Genomic DNA, 25,667 nt, shown 5'->3' on the forward strand with positions numbered 1-25,667 from the left:
CGCGCGTCGCGACGCCGCCGGCCCGTAATGGTACCTTGCCGCGCGCGCCGCCGGTCAGGGCCTGCGTGGCCGGCCGCATGGGCGTCGTTCAACGCAATGTTGAAAAAGCGGCTTCAGTAACTATCCTTCACACTAATCCGCAGGTTGCGTAGCGGGTCCCTGCGGGGCCGCAACCGCGCCGGCGGATTTCGCCGCGACCGTTCACCACCGGGCTCGACAGATGATCAAGCGCATGTCGCTGATTTCGGCGTATATCGCACTCGGCTGCGCCGCAACGGTGCTGCCGGTTCTGATCAGCATCTATATCGCGAACGAAGACGTCGCGCGCCGCGAGCAGCGAGATTTGCACCTGTACGCGGAAAAGGCCGTGATGCGCACGGAACTCGTCACGTATCAGGGCTTCGCCGCGATCGCGGACCTGCAGGCCGAGCACGCCGACCCGTGCTCGCCGGAATACCTGGAGAGGGCCGCCCACGTGATTTTCAACTACCGCTACGTGCGGGACGCGGGCGCGTACGGCGACGGGCGCTATCTTTGCTCGCCGCTATTCGGCGACGTTCGCAGCCAGGATGTCGCGCTGCCGCCGCCGCGCTGGCGCAGCAACGACGGCTACCTGGTCTGGTTCCAGCAAAAGAATCCGCTCAGCGACATGCGCGAGGATATCCAGATCGGGCGCAACGGCGAGTACGTGTCGATCGATCCGCAGTCATATGTCGATGTCATGGACCCTGCGGGAAGGCCGATCGCCACGATCAACACGGAGATAAATTCGATCGTCGCACTGTCGACCGGCGCGGACGCCGACGAGATGCTCCATGCATGGAAGCGGGCGGGGCGCGTCGATAGCGATGAATGGAACTACGCGGTGGCGCGCTCGGAGACGCGCGCCCTCGGCGTCGTCGTCAAAGGCCGGCGCACCAGCCTGCTCAGAGACTGGCCCGGCCTGCTGGCGACGTGGCTGTCGATAGGCGTCGCGATGGGCGCCGCGTTCGGCTGGTTCGCGTTCAAACGGATCTCGCGGCAGGTGTCGTTCCAGGCCTCGCTCGAATGGGCGATCTCGCACAAGACCATCAACGTCGTTTATCAACCGATCGTGAATCTCGCGACCAACGAGTGTGTCGGCGTCGAAGCGCTGGCCAGATGGAATCTGAACGGACGCGAGATCTCGCCGCATATCTTTATTGCGTTGGCCGAGCAGCATGGCCTGATCCAGTCGTTGACCGACCTCGTGTTCGATGAGGCGCTGCAAGATCTGACGGAGCTGTTGCGGTCGCGGCCGTCGTTCTACGTGTCGGTCAACGTCAGCGGCGAGGATCTGCGCACGCCACGCTTTCTGAACCTGATTACCGCGAGGCTCGCCGGAACCGGCCTGCGTCCCGCGCAGATCAGGATCGAAGCGACCGAGCGCAGTTTCCTGAACGCCGATGTGACCCGGCAGACGATCGCGGCCTTCAGAAGCGCCGGCCACCCGGTCTATATCGACGATTTCGGCACCGGCTATTCGAGCCTCGCCTATTTGCAAACCTTCATGATCGATGTGCTGAAGATCGACAAGTCGTTCGTCGACACGATCGCCCAGGAGGCGGCGTCGAGCATCGTTGCGCCGCATATCATCGAGATGGCGCACGAATTAGGGGTGGAAATCGTCGCGGAAGGGATCGAGCGCAACGAGCAGGTCGAGTATCTGGTGCGCCGGGGCGTTCAGTATGGGCAGGGCTGGCTGTTCGCGAAGGCGATGCGCCGCGATGAGCTGGTCGCGTGGCTCGAGGCGCGCCGCGCGTCGCATGCGCCGGCGCAGCCCGCGATCCAGTAGTTCGGCGCCCGGCCGGGCCGGGCGCGATGCGCTTATTGCTTGATGCCTTCGGCCTGGATATGCAGCGTGGTCTTCATGTTGAAGCCGTACGCCTTGCCGAAGTCGATGCCGAAATCGTCGCGATTGAACGTCGCGACCGATTCGGTGCCGCACACTTCGCGCTTCAGCATCGGGTGCTGGATGCACTTGAACGATTCGATCTTCAGGTTGACCGGCTTGGTGACGCCGTGCAGCGTCAGCGTGCCGATCACTTCGACCGGCTTGTCGCCGTCGAAGCGGATCTGCGTGCCCTTGTAGGTCGCGGTCGGGAACTTCGCGGTGTCGAAGAACTTGTCGCCGAGCAGTTCTTCGTTGAGCTTGTCGTTGCCGATGCCGACCGAGCTCAGGTCGATCGTTGCCTCGACCGTACCGGTCTTCGCCGCGCGATCGAGCACGACGGTGCCGTTGGCTTTCTGGAACTTGCCGCGCCAGATCGAAAGGCCGCCGAAGTGGTCGGTCTCGAAGCTCGGCGACGTGTGCGTCGGATCGAGCAGGTAGGTTTCGGTGGCGGCCATCGCGTTGAACGAGCATGCAGCGGCGAGCGCGCCGGCGGCGAGCAGGAGGGATTTCTTCAAGTTGGACTCCAGGGGTCTAAAGGTAATGCGGTGCTGCTGTGTTGAACGCTATTTCGTTGCCGCGACCAGATGAAATTTGATGACGACTTCGTCGGCGACCACCGACGTGTCTTTCCATTCGCCGGTGCCGACGTCGAACTGCGTGCGCTTGATCGGCAACGAGCCGTCGAAGGTTTGCGTGGCGCCCTGGCTCGCGATCACGACCGGCACGACGACCGTTTGCGATTTGCCCTTGATCGTCAGCTTGCCGGTGACCTTGTACTGGTTGCCGCCGGCCGGCGCGATCGAGCTCGACACGAAGGTCGCGCTCGGGAACGCGCCGCTGTCGAACCATTCCTTGCCTTGCGCCTGTTTGTTGTAGTCGTCGGCGCCGAGGTCGTAGCTCGCGGTGTCGATCGACAGGTTCGCGCTGCCCGCGGCCGGCTTCGCCGGATCGAAGTTCAGCTGAGCGGAGAACTTCCTGAACTTGCCGTCGACGGGCACGTTCATCTGTTTGGTCGTCGCGATGACGCTGCTTTTCGCGAGGTCGACGTCGGCGTGCGCGAGGTTCGCGCCGATGAGCGCAAGCGCCGCGAAAGAAGCGAGCGCCGCGCGATGAGCGGAGAGATAAAAGGGTGTATTCATGATGGTACGCATCCTATCCGAGCTTCGCGGCCTGATTGCACACCGCGAGGAATTTGATTGCCAACCAGTCGTAACCAATCGACAGGGGTTATGCCTTTCTTCAAGCTGTCATGTCGTTATGCGTGGGTCTTCAGAAACGGCACCATGCGCGCGAGCAAGCCGTCGCGATCGACGAACTGATGTTTGAGCGCCGCGAGCACATGCATCAGCACCAGTGCGAGCAGCGTGTAATTGAGCAGCACGTGCACGGTGCGCAGCGTGGCCTTCAGCGCCTGATCGGGACCGATGATGGTCGGCAGCGGCACGATGCCCAGATACACGACCTGAATGCCGGCCGCCGAACTGTAGAAGTAGCCGGACAGCGGAATCGCGAGCATCAGCAGATACAGCAGGCCGTGCACCAGATGCGCGGCGGCCTTCTGCCATGCGGGCGTTGCGGCATCGAGCGCGGGCGCGCGGTGCGTCGCGCGCCACAGCACGCGCAGCAGCGCGAGCGCGAACACGGTCACGCCGATCCATTTGTGCCACGAGAAGTATTTGAGCTTCGTCGGCGTGAAGCCGGGGATATCGGTCATGATCCAGCCGATGTAGAAGCCGCAGATCATCAGCGCGGCGATCAGCCAGTGCAGCGCGATTGCGGCGCCGTGATAGCGCGTCGGGGCGGAAGCCTGTGTTTGCATTGTTTTCTATCCGTTGCTCGCGAGAAGCCGCGTGAGACTGCGGATAGTAGGGATGCCAATAGAAACTGAATAGGGGGTGCGCGGGAACAGATTGTTTCTTCGTTGACGTTAATTGGTTTGAAAGGCATGCGCGTGACAAGGCACGCCGACTGCCGTGGACCGGTCGCTGCGGCAACCGCTGTGGTAACTTGTGGCCCCGAACAACAAGGTTGCGCGCGCTTTGCGCAGCCACCGACATAACCCATTATCCGGTCTTTAAGCTGTGAATTCCGTTTTTCTCTCCTGGGGCATTGCCGCGGCCGCCACCGCCGGCGTGATTACACGGCCGTTCAAATGGCCCGAAGCCGTGTGGGCCGTCGCGGGCGCGGTGCTGCTCGTGGTGCTCGGCCTGTTGCCCTTGCATCTCGCAATCGAAGCGATCGGCAAGGGCACCGACGTCTATCTGTTCCTGATCGGCATGATGCTGCTATCCGAAGTCGGCCGCCGCGAAGGGCTGTTCGACTGGGTCGCGGTGCTGGCGGTCAATCATGCGCGCAGTTCGCCGCGCAAGCTGTTCGTCCTCGTGTATCTGTTCGGCGTGGTGATCACCGCGTTTCTTTCCAACGACGCCACCGCCGTCGTACTGACGCCCGCCGTGTTTGCGGCAGCGAAGAAAGCGAAGACGCCGCCGCTGCCGCTGCTGTTCGTTTGCGCGTTCGTCGCCAATGCGGCGAGCTTCGTGCTGCCGATATCGAATCCGGCCAACATCGTGCTGTACGGCAATCACACGCCGCCGCTGGGACCGTGGATGCTGCGCTTCGCGCTGCCGTCGGTGCTGTCGATCGGCGCGACCTTCGTGATGCTGCGCTGGACGCAACGCGACGCGCTGGCTGGCGTCTGCGAGGCGAATCTCGAGGCGGTCGAGCTGTCGGCGAGCGGCCGGGTCGCGCTCGCGGGCATCGCGGTGACGGCCGGCGCGCTGCTGACGGTCTCCGCGTACGACATCCAGCTCGGTCTGCCGACCGCGATCCTCGGCACGCTGACCGCGCTCGTCGTGCTGATCAAGGAGCGCAAGTCACCGCTGCCGATGATCCGCGAGATTTCGTGGAACGTGCTGCCGCTCGTCGCCGGGCTGTTCGTGCTGGTCGAGATGCTCGATCACACCGGCGTGATCAGCACGTTCGCGGGTGCGCTGCGGCGTGCGACCGAACACAACGAAATGGAAGCGGCCGCGTGGGCCGGCACCAGCATCGCGGCGCTCAGCAACCTGATCAACAACCTGCCGTCCGGACTGATCGCGAGTTCGACCGTGATGCAGGCGCAAAGCCCCGAGCGCGTGATCGACGCGTTCCTGATCGGCGTCGACCTCGGGCCGAACCTGTCGATCAGCGGCTCGCTCGCGACGATCCTGTGGCTCAACGCGATTCGCCGGGAAGGCGAAGACGTCGGCTTCATGAAGTTCCTGAAGGTCGGTGTGCTGGTGATGGTGCCCGCGCTCGTGCTGGCGCTCGGGGCCCGGATTCTAACGGGCTGAACGGACGCCGGACCGGTCGTCCAGCCGCGGGCCTGCGCGGGAGCCGCCGCGCATCGCGCCGGCGAACTGATCCAGTTGTGCGCCGACCGAGCGCAGCCTCGCTTCGAGGTGGGCGATGCGCTGGCGTTGAGCGGGCACCATCGACGACCGGTTCAATGCATGCAGCCGGCGATGCCAGTACGACAGCGGAAAACGGTCGCGCGCTGAAAGTGCGTTGAAAACGACTTCGAGGTGGGCAATTTCCCTGTCGATATCTTGGTAACTCATCACAAAGGTCCAGGAAAGAAGTGGGATAGGGGCGCGCGAAGCTAAAAGCGACAGCAAGCTCCGTTCCATCCCGCCTATATGTAGTCGAAATCAGCCGTGAAGACGCAAAGCGGTCCATCGGGCGCGCGCCTGGCGCGCTGCGCGATGGTAAGAAGCGGCAAACTCCATGCAAGCTTTACGCGCGGCGTCCCCACGCGCCGCTGCGGCGCTCTGCCTTTCAATCGGACAACGGGAATTCACCAGGCGTGCCCGCCAGGCGCGTGTCCTATGCTGAGTCAACGGCGTGGCGCGGTCGTGGGCGATCGAGACCGCCCCGCGCGAGGGCCCCGAAACGCGCTTTCAATGCGGCGCGTTCACCAGCGGTTGCGCATAGCTGACCGTCGGCGCGGGCACCACCGCATAGTTGGGCGCGGGCGGCACGACCACGGCGGCGGCTGAGGTGTTCGCCGGCAGTTCGGGCGGCGCCGCAACGATGGTCGCGGCCGCGACAGGAACGGCAACAGGCGGTGCCGATACGTACACGGGATTCACCGGTACCGGGTAGTAGACCGGCCGCGGCGGCGGCGCATAGACCACGGCGGCGGGCAGATACACGACGACTCTCGCATAGGCAGCGGAAGAACAGGCGAGACCGATGGCGGTGAAAGTCGAAGCGCAGGCGAGACGAATACTCATTTGTGACTCCTGATGCGTGAAAGCCGACGGACGGCAGACGGAACGATACGCAGCAGGCCCCCGGAACGAAACCGCAAACTCATTTCATTCGATGTCACGCTGCACCGGCGCGAGGCGCCGTGACATGATTCGACATGATTCTTGAATTGCGATTGCGCGGCGTCTGACCAAGAATTCGGCCTGTCATCGAAACGGATCGCGGCACCCAGGCAGGCGACGGTCGATGTTCCAACCGAAGGAGTCAGTCATGAAGAAGTTGCTCGCCACCCTGTTGCTGTGCTGCGCGTCCACCGTCACGTTCGCTCAGGCCGCCGCGCCGCAAGGTATCACCCAGCAGCGCATGGAGCGCATGGAGCAGCAGTTGCAGACGCGCTTTTCAACCGCTAACACCACGCACGACGGCAAGCTGACCCGCGACCAGGCGGCGGCCGGCATGCCGATGCTCGCGCGTCACTTCGACGAGATCGATACGCAGAAGGCCGGCTACATCACGCTGCCGCAGATCGAGGCGTTCATGCAGGAGCACGCGGCCGCGCGCTGAGCAGCTCGGATATCGAGGAGCTTTCGAATGGAACGCCCCGCCAGGATCATCGTGCTCGACGACGAAGCCGAGTTGCGCAACATGCTGCTGCGCTTCCTGCGCGGCCACGGTTTCGACGTGCGCGCGGCCGAGGACGGCAAGCGTCTGAACCGCTACCTGGAGCGCGAGCCGTTCGATCTGCTGATACTCGATCTGATGATCGGCGAAGAGGACGGCCTCGAGATCTGCGCGAAGCTGCGCGCGCAAGGGCAGACCTTGCCGATCCTGATGCTGACCGCGAAGGGCGATCCGCTCGATCGCGTGACCGGCCTCGAAACCGGCGCCGACGACTACCTCGCCAAACCGTTCCTGCCGCGCGAACTGGTGGCGCGAGTCAACGCGCTGCTGCGCCGCCAGAAGATGGCGGCCGGCGACGTCACGGTGACCTCGCAGCGCGTGCGTTTCGGCGACTTCACGCTCGACGTCGGCAAGCAGGAGCTGTCGCGCGCGGGCGAGCCGCTCGAGATTCATTCCGCGCAGATGCTGCTGCTGGTTGCGCTCGCGTCGTCGCCGAATCGCGCGGTGAGCCGCGACAACCTGCTCGCGCGTGCGCGAGGGCGCGACCATGACGCGCTCGATCGCAGCATCGACGTGCAGGTGCTGCGGCTGAGGCAGATCGTCGAGGACGATCCGTCGAAGCCGCGTTTCATTCGTACCGTCTGGGGCGTCGGCTACATGCTCGTCGCCGATGTCGAATCATGATGCGCTCGCTGTCACGCAGGCTGCTGCCGCGCACGCTGCTCGCGCGCAACATCGCGCTGTTGATCGCGCTCGTGATGCTGAGCCAGATCTGCTCGATCGTCGTGCTGCTGCATTACGTGCAGCGGCCACGCGTCGAGCGCGCGGCGGCCGTGTTCGCGACTTACGTGACGACGCTCGACAACCTGCTCGCGGCGACTCCGCCCGCCTCGCGCGCGGCGCTGACCGCACGACTCGACGCGCGCGAGCAGTTGCCGCCCGAAGCGACCGACACACCGCCGCACGATCTGTTGCACGCGTATCGCACCTATCAGCGCGGCGTGTTCATCGACAGCCTGCAGAAGCACCTACCCGCGGATATGCCCACGCGCTGGCAAACCGAGGGCGCACAGCGCTTGTGGATTCGCATGCATGGGTCGCTTGCCGGCGCCGGCAACGCGGCGGGTTTGGCGAACGCGCCATACTGGATTGCGCTGCCGGTTCCCGAGGACGCGCAGGGCAGCGGCCTCGAAGTGGCGATCTTCCTGTCGCTGGGGCTCGGCGTGCTCGCCGCGCTCGCCGGCTACGCGATCCAGCTGCATCTGAACGAACCGTTGCACGAGCTCACGCAAGCGGCGCGCCGCGTCAGCGCCGGCGACCTGCCCGCGCCGCTGCCGACCGACGGCCCCGCCGAAATCGCCGCCGTGGGCAGCGCTTTCAATCAAATGACGCGCGCGTTACGGGACGCCGAGGCGACGCGCGCGCTGATGCTCGCGGGCATCTCGCACGACATCCGCACGCCGTTGACGAAGCTGCGCCTGTCGATGGCGATGGCGATGCCGCAGGGGGCCGACAGCAGCTTCGTGATCGCCGCCGAATCGTATCTCGATCAGATCGAGACGATCCTGCAGCAGTTCATGGATTACGCGGGCAGCGGCGAGCGCGAGCAAGCGCAGCCCGGCGACCTGAATGCGCTGATCGAACGGCTCGCGGGCGACTTCGCTGGGCTCGGGCACGAGTTCGAACTGTCGCTGGGCAGTTTGCCGGCCGTTCGATATCGGCCGATCAGCATGATGCGGCTGCTGATGAACCTGATGCAGAACGCGATCGTCTACGGCGGCAGCGGGCTTGCGGTGCGCACGTGGGCGACGCAGGACACGGTAACGGTGGCGGTCGCCGATCGCGGCAAAGGTTTGACGGCGGAGGAGTTGGAAAAGCTGAAGGCGCCGTTCCAGCGCGGCCGCAATGCGCGTACGCACAGCGGCGGCACGGGGCTGGGTCTGTCGATCGTCGAGCGGATCGCGCGGCTGCACGGCGGCAGCCTGCAGTTTCATCCGCGCGACGGCGGCGGCCTCGAAGTATGGGTCGTATTGCCGGTCAAGGCGCCATAAGCGCAAGACGGGAGGAGGGCGCGGCGCTCTTGCCGCTCACTCGCGATCCAGCCACGCGTCGAGCCCGACGCGAAATGCGACGCCCGCGATCACCGGCACCGTCAGCATCAGGATGATGCCGAAGTTCGGGATCTCGTCGCCGTACATGATCGGGTTGTACAGCACGACGCCCGACACGATCGCGAACATCAGCACGCCAATGGCGACCATCAGGAGATTGCGCACGGACAGGGACAGCGTCTTGCGCTTCGGCTTGTCGTTCGTGTCGTGAGCGCCGGGTGCTTCGTCGTGTTGGGCAGGCATGATGGTTCTCGTGGCAAAAAATGCGGCATCGGAAGCGGCCGCGGCGACTACCGCGCCCGGCATCATACCCGCGCGCGCACGGCTGATGCGGTTGGGCCGCGCCGTTGCGGGTACTCATCCTTACCAACAATATATGCCATTCCAGGCCGCGACTTCACGCGTCGGCCTGCGGCCCCGCCGCAGGCGCCGAATCCGCGCCAGCCGCCGATGCGAGCGCGCAGCCGCTCAGGCCGAGCTCGTCGAGAATCGCGCTCATCAAGCCCGTGCGGCGCCATTGCAGCCACCTGATGTAGCACGTCTGCGACGGCGGAAAGGTGCCGGGCAGCCGATGCCATTTCTCGTTGCGCGTGACGACCCACAGGATCGCGTCGAGGATCTCGCGCGGAGGACGCGCGGGCCGTCCCAAACGTTTCTTCGGGTCCTGCTGGAACAGATGACTGATGCGCGCCCACGCGTCATCGGAAAGAGGAAGATCTAGCATGCCGCCAACGCCTAACTGACCGGTTTGTGGCGATCTTACGGTTTGGGCGGTTCATTCTAATTCCGGATTTACGCGTGGTTTGGCCCGCTGAACCGCCGATTGCTTCGCCTCCGATGATGCTAGCGTCGCCTTTGGCGGCCTACACCCGCAACCCGCGACTCTTCAGCCGGTAAACCAGCTGCGGCCGCGTAATCCCCAGCGTGCGCGCGGCCGCCGACAGATTGCCCTGCGCGCGCTGCACCGCGCTTTTCAGCAGCGCGGTTTCGATATCGTCGAGCGAGGTCGGGTCGATGTCGCCGCTCGCACCCATCAGCAGATCGTTCACTTTTCTGACCACGCGTTCCACCTCGCCGGTGCCGCCCGCCTGCTGATCGAGCAGCGAGCCCGACGGCGTCAGCGAGCCGTTGGTGCCGAGGCCGAACATTTGCGCGTCGATGGTTTCGCCGCTCGTAAACAGATGACCGATGTCGATCGCCCCGCCGTCCGGCGCAAGTATCACGCCGCGCTCGACGAGGTTCTCCATCTCGCGGATATTGCCGGGCCAGCCGTAGCTCAATAACGCATCGAGCGCGCGGCCGGTGAAACCGGTCACGTCGCGCGCATGACGTTCGCGATATTTATGCAGCGTGTGATTGAGCAGCACCGGCAAGTCCTCGCGCCGCTCGCGCAGCGACGGCACGCGAATCGGAAACACGTTGAGCCGGAAATACAGATCCTCCCTGAAGCGTCCCGCGCGAATCTCGTCCTTCAGATCGAGGTTCGTCGCGGCGATCACCCGTACGTTGACGCGGCGCGTCTGCGTATCGCCGACCCGTTCGATCTCGCCCTCCTGCAGCGCGCGCAGCAGCTTGCCCTGCGCGGTCAGGCTCAGAATGCCGATCTCGTCGAGAAACAGCGTGCCGTCGTCGGCACGCTCGAAGCGGCCCGGGCGGCTGTGCGTCGCATCGGTAAAGCCGCCGCGCTCGACGCCGAACAACTCCGACTCGATCAGCGCCTCCGGGATCGCCGCGCAATTGACCGCGACGAACGGCCCCTCGCTGCATGCGCTGATCCGATGCAGCGTGCGCGCGCACACTTCCTTGCCGACGCCGCTCTCGCCGAGAAACAGCACGGTCGCGCGCGTGTTCGCGACGCGCCGGATCATATGGCAGACCGCGTTGAAACCGGGCGACGCACCGACCATGTTGTCGTCGCCGAATGCAGTCGGCGTGGGCGGCTGGGTGCCACCGAGCAGGGCGACGGCGGGACCGTGCCTGACGTCACGTTTGACCGCCGCCGCCGACAGTCCCTGCGTAAACGACTGCGCCTGCATGAAGCGCAGATCGTCGGCGGCTTCGTCGCCCCATTCCTCGACCGGTTTGCCGACGATCCGGCATTGCGACTGCCCGAGCGCGCGGCACTCGACCTCGCGATAGACGATCGGGCGTCCCATGAACACGCTCGTATAGCCCGACGCATACCCGATCTGCGTCCAGCACACGGGCTCCGCGCCGATCCCGTAGATACGGATGTGCTCCTCGTCTTCCGCGCAGTTCTTCCAGATGAACTCGCCGTAGTACTGGCCTTTTTCGACGTCGATCTCGAGCCGCACCGGCTCGACCACGGTCATGCCTTCGAGCATGTGCAATTGCGGGCCGACCGCGAACATTTCGGTAATCGAACTATCGGGGCGCGCCTTGCGCGCGAGTTCGGCGTCGCGCGCGCCTGAGTTGTAGCCCATGCGCGTGAGCAGGCCGCGCGCCGCGTCGATGCCGAGACTGTCGATCAGCTCGCGACGCATCGCGCCGACCGAGCCCGTGTGCACGAGCAGCATGCGCTGATCGCCGAGCCAGATGCGTCCGTCGCCGGGCGAGAAGTGCAGCCTCGACATCAGGTCCGCAATGTCCGGATAGCGCAGGCTGTCCACACAGTCGCCCTTGGGCGAGACCATCGACATGCGCGGGCTCGCCGCGGGCTTGCTTCGGGTGGCCATCTGAATTCGTCTCCAGCTACTGGTCTGTGTGATTGCCGGCAAATGCTGGCCGTCAGTATGCAATGCCGCGCGCGCGGCTGCATGGCGAATCGCGCGCCGAGCGTCTTCGGGTGTTCCCTGATAACGAATTGATCGGTTGCTCGACGCGTGCAAGCGGCCGGTTTCGATCATTTGATCTAGCCCAAGCCCGTGCGCGTTTGGCCGTGTCTGCGTCGCGCGAATGGCCGTTTGGTGTTCGGGCATTGATTCACAAGGGATTGTGCGCCTGCCGCCGCGCGGCGCGCGCTCTTTCCAGATTCGTTGGCATAGCGGTTGCATTAATAGACGCGCTGCCGCCGATTTCAACCAAAGCGTGCAGTGACAGATAACGCAAAACATCTGGAGACAGTGATGCCCTCGCATTCACCCCACGCCGAGCCGCTCTCGCGACCCTTCGACGTCACGCGGCGCTATGTCCGTGTGCGTGAGCAGCGTGACGACGGTTTCGTCGAGTTCGATTTTTCGATCGGCGATCCGGGCCTGAGCGTCGAACTCGTGATGAGCGCTCACGACTTCGCGTCCTTTTGCGCGAATCATCGCGTGTGCCAGTTGAGCGACGACGAAACGGCGGCGCTCGATCTCGAACAGCTGAAGTGGCGCTACGGCGAGCCGGGCGTCACCGAATGAAGCGCGCATGACCGTCGAAGGCCCCACATAACAGACAAGGAGACACCCCATGCAGATCGACATCAAGACGTCCTCGGTCCAGCAGATCCGGCAGACCTTCTCGCATGTCGCGAGAAGGCTCGGCGCCGATAAACCGGCGTCGCGCTATCAGGAAGCGACGCTGGATTTGCAGCCCGAAGACAACTTCCATTACCGGCCGCTGTGGCAGCCGGGCTTCGCGCTGTACGACAAAGGCCGCACGGCGATCCGCATGAACGACTGGTACGCGTTCAAGGACCCACGCCAGTACTACTACGGCGCGTACACGATCGCACGCGCGCGGCAGCAGGATGCGATGGAGAAGAACATCGAGTTCGTCACGCGGCGGCGTCTGCTCGCCGATCTGCCCGACGACGCGAGAGCGCGTATCGCCGCGCTGATGGTGCCGCTGCGCCATATCGAATGGGCGGCCAACACCAACAACTGCTTCGTGACCGGCTACGGCTGGGGCACCGCGATCACCCAGGCGACGATGTTTCATGCGATGGACCGGCTCGGCATCGCGCAGTACCTGTCGCGTATCGGTCTGCTGCTCGATGGCAATTCGGGTGCGTCGCTCGTCGAAGGCAAGGCGCATTGGCTCGACGATCCGATGTGGCAGGGGCTGCGCCGCCGGGTCGAGGACACGATGGTCGTGCAGGACTGGTTCGAAACCTTCGTCGCGCAGAACGTCGTGCTCGATGGTTTGCTGTATCCGCTGGTGTATCGGCATATCGACCAGCGTTTGTCGCGCGACTACGGCGCGGCAATCGGCATGTTGAACGAGTTCGCGAGCAGCTGGTACGACGAAACGAGCCGCTGGGTCGATGCGACGTTGAAGAGCGCGGCGGCGGAGTCGACGGATAACGCCGTGCTGCTCGGCCGGTGGATCGCGCAGTGGCGCTCGCGCGTGCTCGATGCGTTGTGTCCGCTGGCGGTAGAAGCGCTCGGCGCGGAGGAAGCCGAAGCAGCATTCAGCGATATCGCCCAGGCGTTCGATGCGCGCATGCAAAAGCAGGGCGTGCCGCTCATGGCGGAGCCCGCAGGACAGCAAACCAAGGAGCCCCAGCATGGCTGATTCCGTATTCATCGCGTTTCAGACCAACGACGACTCGCGTCCGATCATCGAAGCGATCGAAGCGGACAATCCGCACGCGGTGGTCAACGCGTTTCCGGCGATGGTCAAGATCGACGCGGTCGGCCGACTCGTGATCCGGCGCGAGTCGATCGAGGAGCGCATTGGCCGCGACTTCGATCTGCGCGAGCTGCAACTCAATCTGATTTCGCTCGGCGGCAACATCGACGAGACCGACGACGAATTCATTCTCGAATGGAAGGCCTGAGCGGCCGCGATCAATCGCATGGGAGACGCACGATGAGCACCACGAATACGACGCCGAAAAAACTGAGCATCAAGGAAAACTACGCGATGCTGACGCGCGGCCTTGGTTGGGACACGACCTATCAGCCGATGGACGAGGTCTTTCCGTACGACCGCTTCGAAGGCATCAAGGTCCACGACTGGGACAAATGGGAAGACCCGTTCCGTCTGACGATGGACGCCTACTGGAAATATCAGGGTGAAAAGGAACGCAAGCTGTACGCGATCATCGACGCGTTCCAGCAGAACAACGGCCAGTTCAACGTGACGGACCCGCGCTATATCAATGCGCTGAAGCTGTTCCTGACCGGCGTGAGTCCGCTCGAATACGCGGCGCACCGCGGCTTCGCGCTGGCCGGCCGCAACTTTCGCGGCGCCGGCGCGCGTATCGCGTGTCAGATGCAGGCGGTCGACGAGCTGCGCCACGCGCAGACCCAGGTTCATACGATCAGCCACTACAACAAGTTCTTCAACGGCTTTCACGACTTCAAGCATATGCACGACCGGGTCTGGTATCTGTCGGTACCGAAGTCGTACTTCGAAGACGCGATGAGCGCGGGCCCGTTCGAGTTCGTCACCGCGATCTCGTTCTCGTTCGAATACGTGCTGACCAATCTGCTGTTCATGCCGTTCATGTCGGGCGCCGCCTTCAACGGCGACATGGCGACGGTGACGTTCGGCTTCTCCGCGCAGTCCGACGAATCGCGCCATATGACGCTCGGTCTCGAAGTCGTGAAGTTCCTGCTCGAACAGGACCCGGGCAACGTGCCGATCATCCAGAAGTGGATCGACAAATGGTTCTGGCGCGGCTACCGGCTGCTGACGCTCGTCGCGATGATGATGGACTACATGCTGCCGAAGCGGATCATGTCGTGGCAGGAGGCATGGGAAACCTACTTCGAGAAGAACGGCGGCGCGCTGTTTCATGACCTCGAACGCTACGGCATTCGCATGCCGAAGTATCACGAGGTCGCATCGAAGGAGAAGGACCGTATTTCGCACGAGGCGTGGGGCATCTTCTACAACTACACGCACGCGGCGGCGATGCACACGTGGATTCCATCGGATGACGAGATGAATTGGCTCGCCGAAAAGTATCCGGCGACGTTCGACAAGCTGTATCGCCCGCGCTTCGAGTACTGGCGCGAGCAGCAGCAAGCGGGCAAGCGCTTCTACAACAACACGCTGCCGATGCTGTGCCAGATCTGCCAGGTCCCGATGGCCTTCACCGAGCCCGACGACCCGACCAAGACCTGCTACCGCGAAAGCGATTATCTCGGCAACAAGTATCACTTCTGTTCGGACGGCTGCAAGGACATCTTCGACAACGAGCCCGAGAAATACGTGCAGGCCTGGTTGCCGGTGCATCAGATCTATCAGGGCAACTGTTTCGAGAAAGATGCGGACCCGTCAGCCGCCGATTTCGATCCGCTCGCCGAAGTGCTGCGTTATTACCACATCAACGTCGGCGCGGACGGCCACGAATTCGAGGACTCGCCCGACAGAAAGAACTGGCTGCGCTGGACCGGCAAGCCGAGTCACGGCGGCGAAGGGACCACGGAAGGGACCTCGGAACGAGCCACCGAAGCCGCCGCGCAAAGCACGCCAGCCGCGCAAGCCGCGTGACGCTCGGCTACGTCCACCGAATACCAAGGAGACACACCATGTCAGTTATCGCGCTCGGAGAAGGTTATACGGGCGAAGTGAAAGACCGCGAGGAGAACTTCCACGGCAACCGGCTGCTGTTTATCGGCTGGGAAGATCATTTGATGTTCTGTGCGCCGCATTGCATTCCGGTGCCGCCGTCGATGACGTTCGCGACGCTCGCGAACGACGTGCTTCCCGGCATCTATTCCGCGCATCCGGACTGGGAGAAGGTCAAGCTCGACGACATCGAATGGTTCCGCTCGAACGAGCGCTTTACGCCCGCGTTCGATCGCACGCTCGAAGAAAACGGCTTGCTTCACAAGGCGCTGATCCGTTTTCGCACACCGGGTCTGACCGGTATCCGCGGCTCGTGCAGCTAGGCCGCGCGCTCACCGGATCAGAGAAAGAGGAGAGCCCGACATGAGCTACCAGCTAACCATCGAGCCGATCGGCCACACGATCGACATCGGCGACGATCAGACCATTCTCGACGCCTGCCTGCGCGCCGGCGTGTGGCTGCCGCATGCGTGCTGCCACGGTTTGTGCGCGACCTGCAAGGTGCAGGTGGTCGACGGCGAGATCGAGCACGGCAACGCGTCGCCGTTCGCGTTGATGGATTTCGAGCGCGACGAACGCAAGTGCCTCGCGTGCTGCGCGACCGCGCAATCGGATCTGACGATCGAAGCCGATATCGACGAGGACGTCGACGCGCGCCACTTTCCGGTCCGCGATTTCACAGGCCGCGTGAAGGACAGCATCGATCTGACGCCGACGATCAAGGGCATCTTCGTCGAGCTGGACGGCGACGGCATCGAGTTTCAGGCGGGGCAGTACGTGAACGTGCAGATTCCAGGCGAAGACACGCCGCGCGCGTTTTCGCTCGCTGGCAAGCCGGGTTCGTCGACGCTGATCGAACTGAACGTGCGGCGCGTGCCGGGCGGCAAAGGCACCGGCTATCTGCACGAAGCGCTGAAACCGGGCGACGCGCTGCGTTTCAGCGGCCCGTTCGGCCGGTTCTTCGTGCGTGCGTCGGACCCGCAGCCCGTGATCCTGATCGCGGGCGGCTCGGGATTGTCGAGTCCGCGTTCGATGCTGCTCGATCTGCTCGAACAGGGCGACACGCGGCCGATCACGCTGGTGTACGGCGCGCGCGATCGCGCAGAGCTTTACTACCACGACGAGTTCACCGATCTGGCCGAGCGGCACGCGAATTTCACCTATGTGCCGGCGCTGTCGAACGAGGCCGACGGCAGTGCGTGGGAGGGTTTTCGCGGCTTCGTCCACGACGCCGCGAAGGCGCATTTCGGCGGCGATTTTCGTGGCCACAAGGCGTATCTGTGCGGACCGCCGGTGATGATCGAAGCGTCGATCCGCGCGCTGATGCAGGGGCAGCTGTTCGAACGCGACATCTACACGGAGAAATTCCTCAGCAATGCGGACGGCGCCGAAGCGCTCGCGAAAAGCCCGTTATTCAGGTCGATCTGAAGCATCATGAACACACGTGCGCCACGGCGGCAAAGGTTCGGGGTTTGGACTAGGACGCCGCTTCGGTGTGATCGAGCCATTGCGCGAGCTCGTGTCGCAACTGCGCGATATCGAGCGGCTTGCCGAGGAGCCGCGCACCCGGAATCGCCGCTCCGATCTCCGCGCTGCGACCGTAGCCCGACACCAGCAGCACGCGGATTGCGGGCTGTACTTGCCGCACCGCGCGCGCGAGTTCGTCGCCGGACATACCGGGCAGCTTGAGGTCGGTCAACAGCACGTCGTAGCGTTGGGTGCTCGCGAGCGGCAGCGCTGCTTCCGCGCTGGCGACCGCGGTGCACGCGAGACCTAGCGCGCCGAGCAGTTCGCCGAGCGCCTCGCGCGATTCGGTGTCGTCCTCGACGAACAGCACGCGTGCGGCTTCCTGGGCCGCGCGCGGCTGGGTCGCCTTTTGCGGTTTTCTCTTCGGCTCTTTTTTCAACCCTTTCGGCGGCGCCTGCGTCGCGCCATACATGGTGGCGCTTTCGTACGCCGCGGGCGGCACGCATGCGGCGATACGCGTCTCTCGCATGTCGGCCGCGCGGTCCGCGCGCGCCGCGCCCGCGCGTAGAACGTTACGCACCAGACGGGCGAGATCGTCGCGCCGGTACGGCTTGGACAGCAGCGTGATACCCGCGTCGAGCTTGCCGTGGTGGACGATTTCGTCGCGCGTATAGCCCGATGTGAACAGCGTGGGCAGCGGCGGAGTGCGCGCGGCCGCGCGTTGCGCGAGCTCGACGCTCTTCAGCTTGCCGGGCATCACGACGTCGGTAAACAGCAGGTCGATCGGCACGTCGCTGTCGATGAACTCGAGCGCCGCGTCGCCGTTCGACGCGGTCAGCACCTTGTAGCCGAGCTGCGCGAGCATTTCGACCGCGGTCAGCCGCACGTCGGCATCGTCCTCGACGACGAGTATGGTTTCGCCGCCGCCGACCGACGCCGCGGTGCCGTCGACGGTCTCCGGCGTCTCCGCTTCGCAGCAGCGCGGAAAGAACAGCGACACCGTCGTGCCGTGTCCCACTTCGCTTTCGATCGACACATGTCCGCCGCTTTGCCGCGCGAAGCCGAACACCATGGACAGGCCAAGGCCGGTGCCGTGGCCGTCGGGCTTGGTCGTGAAGAACGGTTCGAACACGTGTTGCAGCACTTCGGGCGGCATCCCCGAACCGGTGTCGGCAACCGAGAACTCCACGTATTCGCCGGGCGACAGCTCCGGTTTGCCGCGGCAGAACGCGGCGTCGAGCGTGCGGTTGGTCGCGCGCACGGTGAGCGCGCCGTCGGCGCGCATCGCGTCGCGCGCATTGATCGCAAGATTGAGCAGCGCGTTTTCGAGCTGATTGCGGTCGACCTGCACGTTCCACAGATCGTCGCTGAGCACCGTGTCGATCCGCACCGTTTCGCCGAGCGCGCGGTGCAGCATTTCGCTCATGCCGGTCAGCAGGCGGCGCGGATTCAGCACGGTCGGTGACAGCGGCTGACGCCGCGCGAACGCGAGCAGATGCGCGGCGAGCTTCGCGCCGCGTTTGACGGCATCGGTCGCGGCGGATAGACGCCGCTGCGTGACGGGGTCGTCATCGGCGTCGGCGGCGAGCATCTGCAGATTGCCGTTGATCACCTGCAGCACGTTGTTGAAGTCGTGTGCGACGCCGCCCGTCAGGCTGCCGATCGCTTCCATCTTCTGCGCCTGGCGCAACTGCTCCTCGGCGAGCGCCCGCGCGGCGATCGAATCGGCGACGCGCTGCTCGAGTGTTTCGGTTAGCTGAAGAAGCTGCTGTTCGGCGATCTTGCGTTCGTGAATGTCGATCAGCACGCCTGGAAAGCGCGTCGGTTCGCCGTGTTCGTCGAACTGGCAGCGGCCGTTCGCCTGCACCCACATATAGCCGCCGTCGGGACGCCGGATCCGGTACTCGGCGCGAAACGGCTCGCCGCTGCGGATCGCTTCGGCGGTCAGTCGATCGTTGAGCTGCTGGTCATCGGGATGGATCATCTGCGTGGCGGCATCGCGCGCGACGCCTCTCGAAGCTGTATCGCGCCCAAACGAAAAGGTGCGCGCGAAGCGTTCGTCGCCCGTGACCTCGCCCGTGCGCACGTCGAGCACCCAGGTGCCGAGCACCGCGCCGGTGTTCAGTGCAAGTTGCAGGCGTTCGTTGGTCTCGTGCAGTTCGGTTTCGGCTTGCTGGCGCAGCCGTTCGGTTAGCACCCGCCCGGTGGTTTCGACGACCATCGACAGCACGCCGGCCGGCGCGCCGCTGTCGCCTGCGACCGGGCTGTAGTACAGATCCATCCACACGTCTTCCGGCTTGCCGTCGCGCAGCAGCACGAGCGCCTTGTCGCGATACGACAGCGTGCCGCCGGCGAGACAGGTGACCATGACGTGATGATTGAAGTCGGCCACTTCGGGCCAGCCATCTTCGACCGGGCGGCCGAGCAGATACGGATGCCGGCCGCCCGCGAAGACCGCGTAGGCGTCGTTGTAGATCATGTAGCCGGGCTCGTCCCACAGCAGCACGAGCGGCATCGGCGACGCGAGCATCGTCAGGACCGTCGAGGTCAGACTGCGCTGCCAGTTTTCGATCGCACCGAGGCTGGTCGCGCGCCAGTCGAATTCGCTGATGCGTCGCGCCATCTCGCCGCGCCAGCCGGCGCAGCCGTAGTCTTGTGCCGGAAAAGGCATGCAGCGCTCCACCTGAATTCACGTCGAAAATGGTCGGCTCGGGACCGAAGCTTCGCAGGCTTCGCGCAGTCTCGCGAGCTGCAATTATTGTATGGCACATCGCCGTACCGTTTACGCTTCGCGGACGCTATTCGGGGTTTTGCCGGGTAAGCAGCCCTGTCCGAAAACGTACCGATTCGGCACATCGTTCGATGCACGGGCAACATTTACCGCGAGGCGCGTTTGCAGCGCAGCGAAAGCGGAAGAAGCGCCCGCATTTCCGGCATGGATCGATACGCGACGTACGCGCTATGCGAGGGAATGCGAATGAACGTGAGGCGTCAGTTGGACAACGACAGATACTGCGACGTCAACGGCACCGGCGGAAACGGCTGCAAGCCGGTCTGCTTGTTGAAGCTGTAGCGCACGTACACGGCCGCGAGCCACTCGCGATACTGATAAGCGTTGCCGAGCGACGCGGTTGCCCCGACCGCGAGCTGCGGCGCGAGCTGATATTCGCCGACGCCGCTGATCGAATACGACACGCCGGTCTTGCTCTGGCCCGGGTAGACGGCGGTCAGACCGTTGCCGAGGGATTGCGCGGCGGCGGCCGCGTCGCCCTGGCGCGACGAGCCGTCGTTCAGCGGGAAGTAGTTCGACGCATCCTCGCGGTAATGCTGCACGCCGATCGAGCCCTTCACGTCGTACGTGAACAGGCCTGCGCGGCCCGACCATTCGACCGGCAGATTCAGGATCACGTACTGCTGCGGACTGAAGTAGCCGCCCTGGCCGTACGTGAAGAACGACAGATTGCGGTTGTAGCCCATGATCGTCGTGTTTACGCCGACCGTCAGCGTCTGGTCGGCGTCTTTCAGCAGACGCGTGTAGACGCCTCCGCCGCCCTTGACCGCGTTGTTGCTCGGCACGTTGGTGCCCATGTAGTGCTGATACGCCGCGTTCACGTACAGGCCGCTGGTGCCGTCGTCCCACGTGAGGCTGGCGCGCACGCCGTTCGACGTGACGCCGCCCCATTCGAGGCCGGCGGCCGCATCGCGCGCGCCCGCGTACGACAGCAGGCTGTCGGTCACCGCGCGCCGCGCGACCGCGATCGAGTACGACACCTTGTCGGTGATGCCGCCGTTGTACTGCGCGCCGCCGACGACGTTGGTCTCGCGGAAGCCGATCGGTGTCACGCCGATATCGCCGCTGATGCTGCGGCTGTCATAGCCGACCGACAGGCCCACGCCGCTCGCGGTCTGGCTGCCGTAGTTGTTGGTGCCGTTCACCGCCGCCGATTCCGACGACGCGGTCGAAAGCCCCGCGCCGAAGCGCGCGAGCGTCGACGTGCTGTTCGACGCGGTGCCGGCGTCGAGCGTGACCGGGGTCGCGGTCACGACCACGTGACCGTTGCCCGCCTTGATGCGCCCCTCTACCGGCGCCTCGATGTCGGTCAGCGCCGACAGGCCGTCCTCGCCGACGCGATTGCGGAAGATCAGGCCGCCCGACACGGTGCTCGACTGCTCGCGATTGATCTGCGCGAGCTCCTCGGCGACGCCGAGCGTCTGCGCGTTCGCGACGTTCGGCTGCGGGTTGTTGCGCGCGTTGCTGCCGGGCGGGTAGTACGGCTGCGCGTAGCCGGCCGGCGGTTGCGGAATGTACGGCTGCTGCGCGTAGTAGCCCTGGTTCGGGTAAGGCTGCTGCGGTTGATAGGGCTGCTGCTGCGGGTACGGCTGATATGGCTGATACGGCTGCGCATAGCCCTGCTGCTGCGGATAGGGCGGCGGTTGCTGCGCATAGACCGGCGCCGGTTGGCTCGTTTTCGCGGTGCTCTTCTTCGTGTTCTTCTTCGCGCTGGTGCGTGTCGATCCGTACGGCAGCGGCGTCGTCGACGCGGCGTTGGCCTGCGCTTCGCGAGCGGCCGGCGACATCGGCCAGGGTGTGGCCGCATAGCCGTCCTGCGCGCCGTAGGGCTGCTGCGGATACGCCTGCTGCTGCGCATAAGGCTGCGGCTGCGGATAACCCGCGTTGTACTGCTGCTGCGGCATCGGCATCGGCTGCGTGGGCGCCGGGCCTTGCCCCGGATAAGGCTGCAACGGCGCGCCGGACTGGCTCGAGCCGTAGGATTCCTGGCCGTAGCCGCCGACCTCGGCGGCGGAGCGGGGTGCTCCATACGGTGCGGCGACGGGCGCGGGTTGCGCGGCAGGCGCGTTATAGGGCGTCGCGGCGGGCGCCGTATAAGGCGCGACATACGGCGCGGGCGGAGGGGGCGGCGGATAGTTCGGCACGGTCTGCGTCGGCGAGGAAGACTGCGTGTTCAGGAACGGGAGCGCGGGACGCGCGGCATTATCGGCGTCGCTCGAAGTCGCGATCGCCGTCTTGCCTTCGAATGGATTGGTGCCCGGTAGCGGCGTCGCGCCGATCTGGCTCATCGCCGCTTCCCAGCCGCGCGGCACGTTGCCGCCTGCGGTACGGGGCGCATTCGCGACCAGCGGCGTATTGGCCGCGACCAGCGAGCGTTGCAGATAGGTCGACGCGAGCGACAGATTGCCTTGGGCGCGATACATGCGGCCCACCGTCGCGAGCACGCCCGGATCGTTGGGTGCGAGGGCGAGCGCCTGGTTCGCGAGCGTTTCCGCGTAGCTGAACTGCTTCGAGCCGGCCGCGGCCGAGATCGCCGCCTGCAGCAGGCTCAGGTCGTCGGGGCGGCGCTGCAGCGCGACGCGGAAGCTCGTGAGCGCGTTGCGGTCGTCGCCCGCGCTCGCATACATGCGCCCGAGCGCGGCCTGCAGGTCGGGGTTGTCGGGCATCGCGGCGAGCCACGGCGCGATCACCTCGTAGGCGCTCGCAAGATCGCCGCGCAGGCGTACTGCGTCAGCCTGTCGGATCACGATGCCGAGATTCAGGTTGTTGAAGTCGGTGCGCTGCTGCGGCGTCAGTTGCATGCTCTGCAACTGGCGCATCACATTGCCGAGCTCGGCCTGCTGGCCTGCCGCGGACAGAATGCCTGCGTATTGCAGCAGCAGATCGGTGTTGCCGGGCGCCGCGCTCATCGCTGCGCGCACGAGACTCAGCGCGCGAGTCGGATCGCCGGCCTGCTGGTACGCGCTGGCGATCACGCCGATCAGCTCGGGATTGTTGCCGGCCACCGGCTCGGCGGCGCGCAAGGTCGCGATGGCCTGCTGCGTCTGGCCGTTCTTCGCCATGCGCGTCGCGAGATCGGCCTGCTGATGCACCCACAGCCGATGCTGCAGCGTCGTCATCGCGTCGGTGCGCTGCGCGGGCGCAATGCGGTCGAGCTGCGCGAGACCGGTCGACCAGTCCTGCGTTTCCGCCGACAGCAACGCGCTCGCGTACAGCGCATCGGTCATGTCCGGATGGGTGGCGAGCAGGCCGTCCATCATGCTGCGCGCATTCGCGACCGCGCCCTGGCGCACGTAGATGCGCGCGAGGTCGAGCCGCAGCCACGGATCGTCGGGCTTGTTCAGCAGCGCGTCCTCGAACAGGCTGCGCGCGGTGCCGAGATCGCCACGCGCTTCGGCCGCGCGTGCCTGCGCCGCCTGTGCTTCGCCGCGCAAACGGTCGATGCCGCCGACCTTCGCTTGCTGCTCCGCGTTCAGCTGATTGGCGAACTGCAGCGCCTCGTCGGCGCGGCCCTGCGCGGCGAGCGCGCCGACGAGGCCGCGAATCGCGTCGGGGTTGTCGGCCTGGCGGCGCAGCGCCATCCGGTACGCCTGCTCGGCGCCGGCCGGGTCGCCGGTCTGAAGCAGCATTTCGCCGAGCTGCACCTGCGCGGTCACGTCGGACGGATTCAGCGCGATCGCGCGCTCGAACAGCGCCTTCGCCTTCGCGAACTCGCCATTGCTGCGCGCGCCGATCGCTTCGCTGGTGTAGGTCCAGTAGGTCGCGCTGTCGAGCGCGGTTTTCCAGCGCGCCGGATTGGGGCCGCGCGAGGCGCGCTCCAGGTAGTTGCGCGCGTCGGCGAAATGCTCCTGCTTCAGCGCGGCGATGCCCATGCCGCCTAGCGCGTCGGTATCGTTAGGACTGTTTGCGAGCACCGACGAGAACCTGGCGCGCGCGGTCACGATGTCGTCGCGGTCGAGCGCGGCGAAGCCCTCGGCGATCACGCGGCCGCGCGCGTCGGCGGCGGCGTTTTGCTGCGCGCGGGCACGCGCCGCGGCGTCCTGCTGCACCATCGATTCGTAGCGGGCCTTCACGGCGGCATCTTCACCGGCGGTCTGGAAGAACGACTCGTACAGCGCGGCGTCGGAGGGTCGCGCGTCGAGCCATAGCAGCGCCTGGCGCCAGCTCTTTTTCGCCGCCGCGCCGACCGAGGTGTCGCCCGCGAGCTTCTGCAGCCGCGCGATGCCGTCGCGCCGCGTGACGTCGCGATAGGTCAGATGCTGCGCGTACGCGAGCGCGAAGCGCGGGTCGTTCGGGTTGTCGTGCGCGAGCTGTTCGAGGCCGCGGCGCGCTTCGTCCCAGCCCTGCGGCGTCGCCGACAGCGCCTGGTAGTACTCGAGCTGCAACTGCGGCGTGGCGGGCTTGCCGGTCAGCGCGCGCTGATACTCCTGCGCCGCGCTCGCGCTTTGTCCGGCTTGCGCGAGCCGGCGCGCTTCGTTGATCGTCTGATCGCGCGGGCTGGTCTGGCCCAGCCGGCGGCCGAGCTCATCGAGATTCGGATAGTTCGGCGCGGCCGCCTTCAGCCGCGCGAGGTATTGCTGCGCGCCGGCCGCGTCCTTGCGGTCGGCCAGCACCATGCCCATGCCGAACAGCGCGTCGGGCTGCTTCGGATCGATGCTAAGCACCTTCTGCCACGCCTGCTCGGCGAGGTCGCCGCGCCGATGCGACTGCCAGTACTTGCCCTGATCGATCAGCACGCTCAGCGGATCCTTGGTCGCCTGCGCGAGCGCATCGGGCGCTGTCGCGGCCGCGCAGAGCACCGCGCCAAGGGACAGCGCGATACGCAGCGACGCGGCGAGAGCGTTCAATCGCATGCGGCCCTCCAGGCGGGCACGAGGCTGCCGGCTTCATCGAAGCGGTAGCGTCCATCGATGAACCCTGTGCCGAACAGACCGAGCACACGATCGTAGTACACCGGTTCGCGGCCCGGCACGCTCGCGTCGAGCGCGGCGAGCCGCGTGCGCGCGAGGCCGAGGCCATGCTCGTCGCCCAGCGTCTTGAAGTAAGGCGCGAGCGCGCCCCAGTAGCTGAGCGGGCCTTCGCCGCTCGACGCGCCGGTGGTCGACGACACCTTCTCCGGCGGGAAGCCGTTCTGCGCGACCTTCGCGCGCATGCCGCCGAGCGCGCCGAGCCACGGCTTCGCGAGCGGATCGGCGGGCGACGCGAGGCCGGCCCACAAATAGACGCGGATCGCGTCGTAGCTGCCGACGTCGCCGTGCTTAGGATCGACGACGAACCGGCCGTTCTGCCACGCCGCCCAGTCGGGCGCGAAGCCTTGCGGCGACACGGTTTTGACGAACTGATAGGCGTTGTCGGCGAGCTTGGCCCACGGGCCGTCCGGCACCTCGTGCGCGAGCGCGCGCAGCAGCGGCAGCGGCAGATAGCTCGGATTCAGGCGCGTGACGCCGCCGTTCCTGAAACCCTGCGCGCCCGGCAGCAGCATCGGCCCGAGACCGGACAGATTCGCGACTTCGTCGTGCGCGATGCGCTCGGCGAGCGCCCGCCCGAGCTGCGTGTAGGCGGGGTTGTGCCACAGGCGGCCGGCCTGCAGCAGGTCGTAGGCGATCCAGAGGTCGGAATCCGATGCCGAATTCGGATCGAGGACGCCGTACGAGCCGTCCGGTTTTTTGCCCCATTGCCACGCGGGCAGCCGCAGGTTCTGCGCGTCGAACTGGTCGCCAGCGAGATTCGCGCGGGTCCAGCCGAGCAGCTTGTCGAAGGTCGCGCGGTCGTTGGCGACCAGCGCGAAAAAGAGCGCGTAGGACTGGCCTTCCGAAGTGGTCTGCTGGGTCGGCGTCGAGTAGTCGATCACGCGGCCGTCGGCCTGCACGAAGCGTTGCACGAAGGTTCGCCACGCACTCCAGTCGCCGCAGGCGGCGCCGTTCTGCGCGGCCTGAGCGGGGCTGCTCGAAGCCGCAAGACTCGCCGACGCCGCAATGCCGATACCGAGCGCCAGCGCAAAAGAGGTTCTTCTGCCGATCCGAAACCGCATACGAGTCATATCCGTTCC

General features: G+C 65.5%; 22 protein-coding genes. 11 read left to right on the plus strand and 11 right to left on the minus strand.

All coding sequences use genetic code 11. The annotated features are described in order from the left end of the window. Positions 1–232 precede the first annotated feature (232 nt). Positions 233–1,813, plus strand: coding sequence for an EAL domain-containing protein (locus GCT19_RS20665; protein ID WP_227749297.1), 1,581 nt, complete (start codon positions 233–235; stop codon positions 1,811–1,813). A 32-nt stretch (positions 1,814–1,845) separates the two neighbouring features. Here GCT19_RS20665 and GCT19_RS20670 read toward each other — a convergent pair whose 3' ends face one another. From GCT19_RS20670 to GCT19_RS20680, 3 genes are all read right to left on the minus strand, one after another. Further along, a complete protein-coding gene (locus GCT19_RS20670; RefSeq protein ID WP_152852978.1) occupies positions 1,846–2,427 on the minus strand; it encodes a YceI family protein in 582 nt (193 codons plus the stop codon). A 48-nt stretch (positions 2,428–2,475) separates the two neighbouring features. Then, a complete protein-coding gene (locus tag GCT19_RS20675; protein ID WP_152852979.1) occupies positions 2,476–3,051 on the minus strand; it encodes a YceI family protein in 576 nt (191 codons plus the stop codon). A gap of 116 nt (positions 3,052–3,167) precedes the next feature. Next, positions 3,168–3,731 carry a cytochrome b gene (locus tag GCT19_RS20680; protein ID WP_152852980.1) on the minus strand — a complete coding sequence of 188 codons (564 nt, stop codon included), beginning with the start codon at positions 3,729–3,731 and terminating at the stop codon, positions 3,168–3,170. Positions 3,732–3,993: 262 nt separating this feature from the next. Between GCT19_RS20680 and GCT19_RS20685 the strand changes: the two genes are divergently transcribed. Beyond that, a complete protein-coding gene (locus GCT19_RS20685) occupies positions 3,994–5,244 on the plus strand; it encodes an arsenic transporter (protein ID WP_176136459.1) in 1,251 nt (416 codons plus the stop codon). Here the strand turns inward: GCT19_RS20685 and GCT19_RS20690 are convergent. Further along, the gene (locus GCT19_RS20690; RefSeq protein ID WP_408582390.1) at positions 5,233–5,568 is read right to left on the minus strand and encodes a hypothetical protein; all 336 of its coding nucleotides are present in this window, start codon (positions 5,566–5,568) and stop codon (positions 5,233–5,235) included. The two genes, GCT19_RS20685 and GCT19_RS20690, sit on opposite strands and share 12 nt — an antisense overlap. Before the next feature lie 282 nt (positions 5,569–5,850). After that, the gene (locus GCT19_RS20695) at positions 5,851–6,186 is read right to left on the minus strand and encodes a hypothetical protein (RefSeq protein ID WP_018433534.1); all 336 of its coding nucleotides are present in this window, start codon (positions 6,184–6,186) and stop codon (positions 5,851–5,853) included. A 247-nt stretch (positions 6,187–6,433) separates the two neighbouring features. Here GCT19_RS20695 and GCT19_RS20700 point away from each other — a divergent pair, with 247 nt between their 5' ends. From GCT19_RS20700 to GCT19_RS20710, 3 genes are read left to right on the plus strand one after another with little or no spacing between them, the layout of a single operon-like run. Then, positions 6,434–6,727: an EF-hand domain-containing protein gene (locus GCT19_RS20700; RefSeq protein WP_018433533.1), complete on the plus strand. Its 294-nt coding sequence runs from the start codon at positions 6,434–6,436 to the stop codon at positions 6,725–6,727. Positions 6,728–6,754: 27 nt separating this feature from the next. Further along, complete coding sequence (locus GCT19_RS20705) at positions 6,755–7,468, plus strand: response regulator (RefSeq protein ID WP_018433532.1); 714 nt, start codon at positions 6,755–6,757, stop codon at positions 7,466–7,468. Continuing rightward, complete coding sequence (locus GCT19_RS20710) at positions 7,465–8,835, plus strand: ATP-binding protein (RefSeq protein ID WP_152852981.1); 1,371 nt, start codon at positions 7,465–7,467, stop codon at positions 8,833–8,835. Before GCT19_RS20705 ends, GCT19_RS20710 begins: the two co-directional genes overlap by 4 nt. Before the next feature lie 36 nt (positions 8,836–8,871). On the opposite strand, the gene GCT19_RS20715 is transcribed toward GCT19_RS20710, so the two are convergent. From GCT19_RS20715 to GCT19_RS20725, 3 genes are all read right to left on the minus strand, one after another. Further along, the gene (locus GCT19_RS20715; RefSeq protein ID WP_026228296.1) at positions 8,872–9,138 is read right to left on the minus strand and encodes a hypothetical protein; all 267 of its coding nucleotides are present in this window, start codon (positions 9,136–9,138) and stop codon (positions 8,872–8,874) included. 154 nt (positions 9,139–9,292) lie between these two features. Further along, the gene (locus GCT19_RS20720; protein WP_152852982.1) at positions 9,293–9,619 is read right to left on the minus strand and encodes a transposase; all 327 of its coding nucleotides are present in this window, start codon (positions 9,617–9,619) and stop codon (positions 9,293–9,295) included. Between the two features lie 139 nt (positions 9,620–9,758). Further along, on the minus strand, positions 9,759–11,591 hold the full coding sequence (locus GCT19_RS20725) for a sigma-54-dependent Fis family transcriptional regulator (protein WP_227749298.1): 1,833 nt from the start codon (positions 11,589–11,591) through the stop codon (positions 9,759–9,761). A 390-nt stretch (positions 11,592–11,981) separates the two neighbouring features. On the opposite strand from GCT19_RS20725, the gene GCT19_RS20730 reads away from it, so the two are divergent. The 6 genes from GCT19_RS20730 to GCT19_RS20755 are packed head-to-tail and all read left to right on the plus strand — an operon-like array spanning position 11,982 to position 16,788. Beyond that, positions 11,982–12,257 (plus strand): phenol hydroxylase subunit, encoded by a 276-nt coding sequence (locus tag GCT19_RS20730; protein ID WP_152852983.1) that lies wholly within the window; start codon positions 11,982–11,984, stop codon positions 12,255–12,257. 49 nt (positions 12,258–12,306) lie between these two features. Then, on the plus strand, positions 12,307–13,353 hold the full coding sequence (locus GCT19_RS20735; protein ID WP_152852984.1) for an aromatic/alkene monooxygenase hydroxylase subunit beta: 1,047 nt from the start codon (positions 12,307–12,309) through the stop codon (positions 13,351–13,353). After that, the gene (locus GCT19_RS20740; RefSeq protein WP_018433525.1) at positions 13,346–13,618 is read left to right on the plus strand and encodes an MmoB/DmpM family protein; all 273 of its coding nucleotides are present in this window, start codon (positions 13,346–13,348) and stop codon (positions 13,616–13,618) included. Before GCT19_RS20735 ends, GCT19_RS20740 begins: the two co-directional genes overlap by 8 nt. Positions 13,619–13,650: 32 nt before the next feature. Next, the gene (locus tag GCT19_RS20745) at positions 13,651–15,282 is read left to right on the plus strand and encodes an aromatic/alkene/methane monooxygenase hydroxylase/oxygenase subunit alpha (protein ID WP_152852985.1); all 1,632 of its coding nucleotides are present in this window, start codon (positions 13,651–13,653) and stop codon (positions 15,280–15,282) included. A gap of 38 nt (positions 15,283–15,320) precedes the next feature. Beyond that, positions 15,321–15,683 (plus strand): phenol hydroxylase subunit P4, encoded by a 363-nt coding sequence (locus GCT19_RS20750; protein ID WP_152852986.1) that lies wholly within the window; start codon positions 15,321–15,323, stop codon positions 15,681–15,683. Between the two features lie 40 nt (positions 15,684–15,723). Next, positions 15,724–16,788: an NADH:ubiquinone reductase (Na(+)-transporting) subunit F gene (locus GCT19_RS20755; RefSeq protein ID WP_018433522.1), complete on the plus strand. Its 1,065-nt coding sequence runs from the start codon at positions 15,724–15,726 to the stop codon at positions 16,786–16,788. Positions 16,789–16,837: 49 nt separating this feature from the next. Here GCT19_RS20755 and GCT19_RS20760 read toward each other — a convergent pair whose 3' ends face one another. The 3 genes from GCT19_RS20760 to bcsZ all read right to left on the minus strand — a co-directional run bounded on the left by GCT19_RS20760 (position 16,838) and on the right by bcsZ (position 25,649). Then, complete coding sequence (locus GCT19_RS20760) at positions 16,838–19,498, minus strand: response regulator (RefSeq protein ID WP_152852987.1); 2,661 nt, start codon at positions 19,496–19,498, stop codon at positions 16,838–16,840. 320 nt (positions 19,499–19,818) lie between these two features. Beyond that, positions 19,819–24,471: a cellulose synthase subunit BcsC-related outer membrane protein gene (locus GCT19_RS20765; protein ID WP_152852988.1), complete on the minus strand. Its 4,653-nt coding sequence runs from the start codon at positions 24,469–24,471 to the stop codon at positions 19,819–19,821. Next, positions 24,462–25,649, minus strand: a complete 1,188-nt coding sequence (gene bcsZ / locus GCT19_RS20770) for a cellulose synthase complex periplasmic endoglucanase BcsZ (protein WP_152852989.1) — start codon at positions 25,647–25,649, stop codon at positions 24,462–24,464. Before bcsZ ends, GCT19_RS20765 begins: the two co-directional genes overlap by 10 nt. Positions 25,650–25,667: the final 18 nt, after the last annotated feature.

Source organism: Paraburkholderia atlantica (assembly GCF_009362785.1).
In the GTDB taxonomy this organism is placed as follows: Bacteria; Pseudomonadota; Gammaproteobacteria; order Burkholderiales; family Burkholderiaceae; genus Paraburkholderia; species Paraburkholderia atlantica.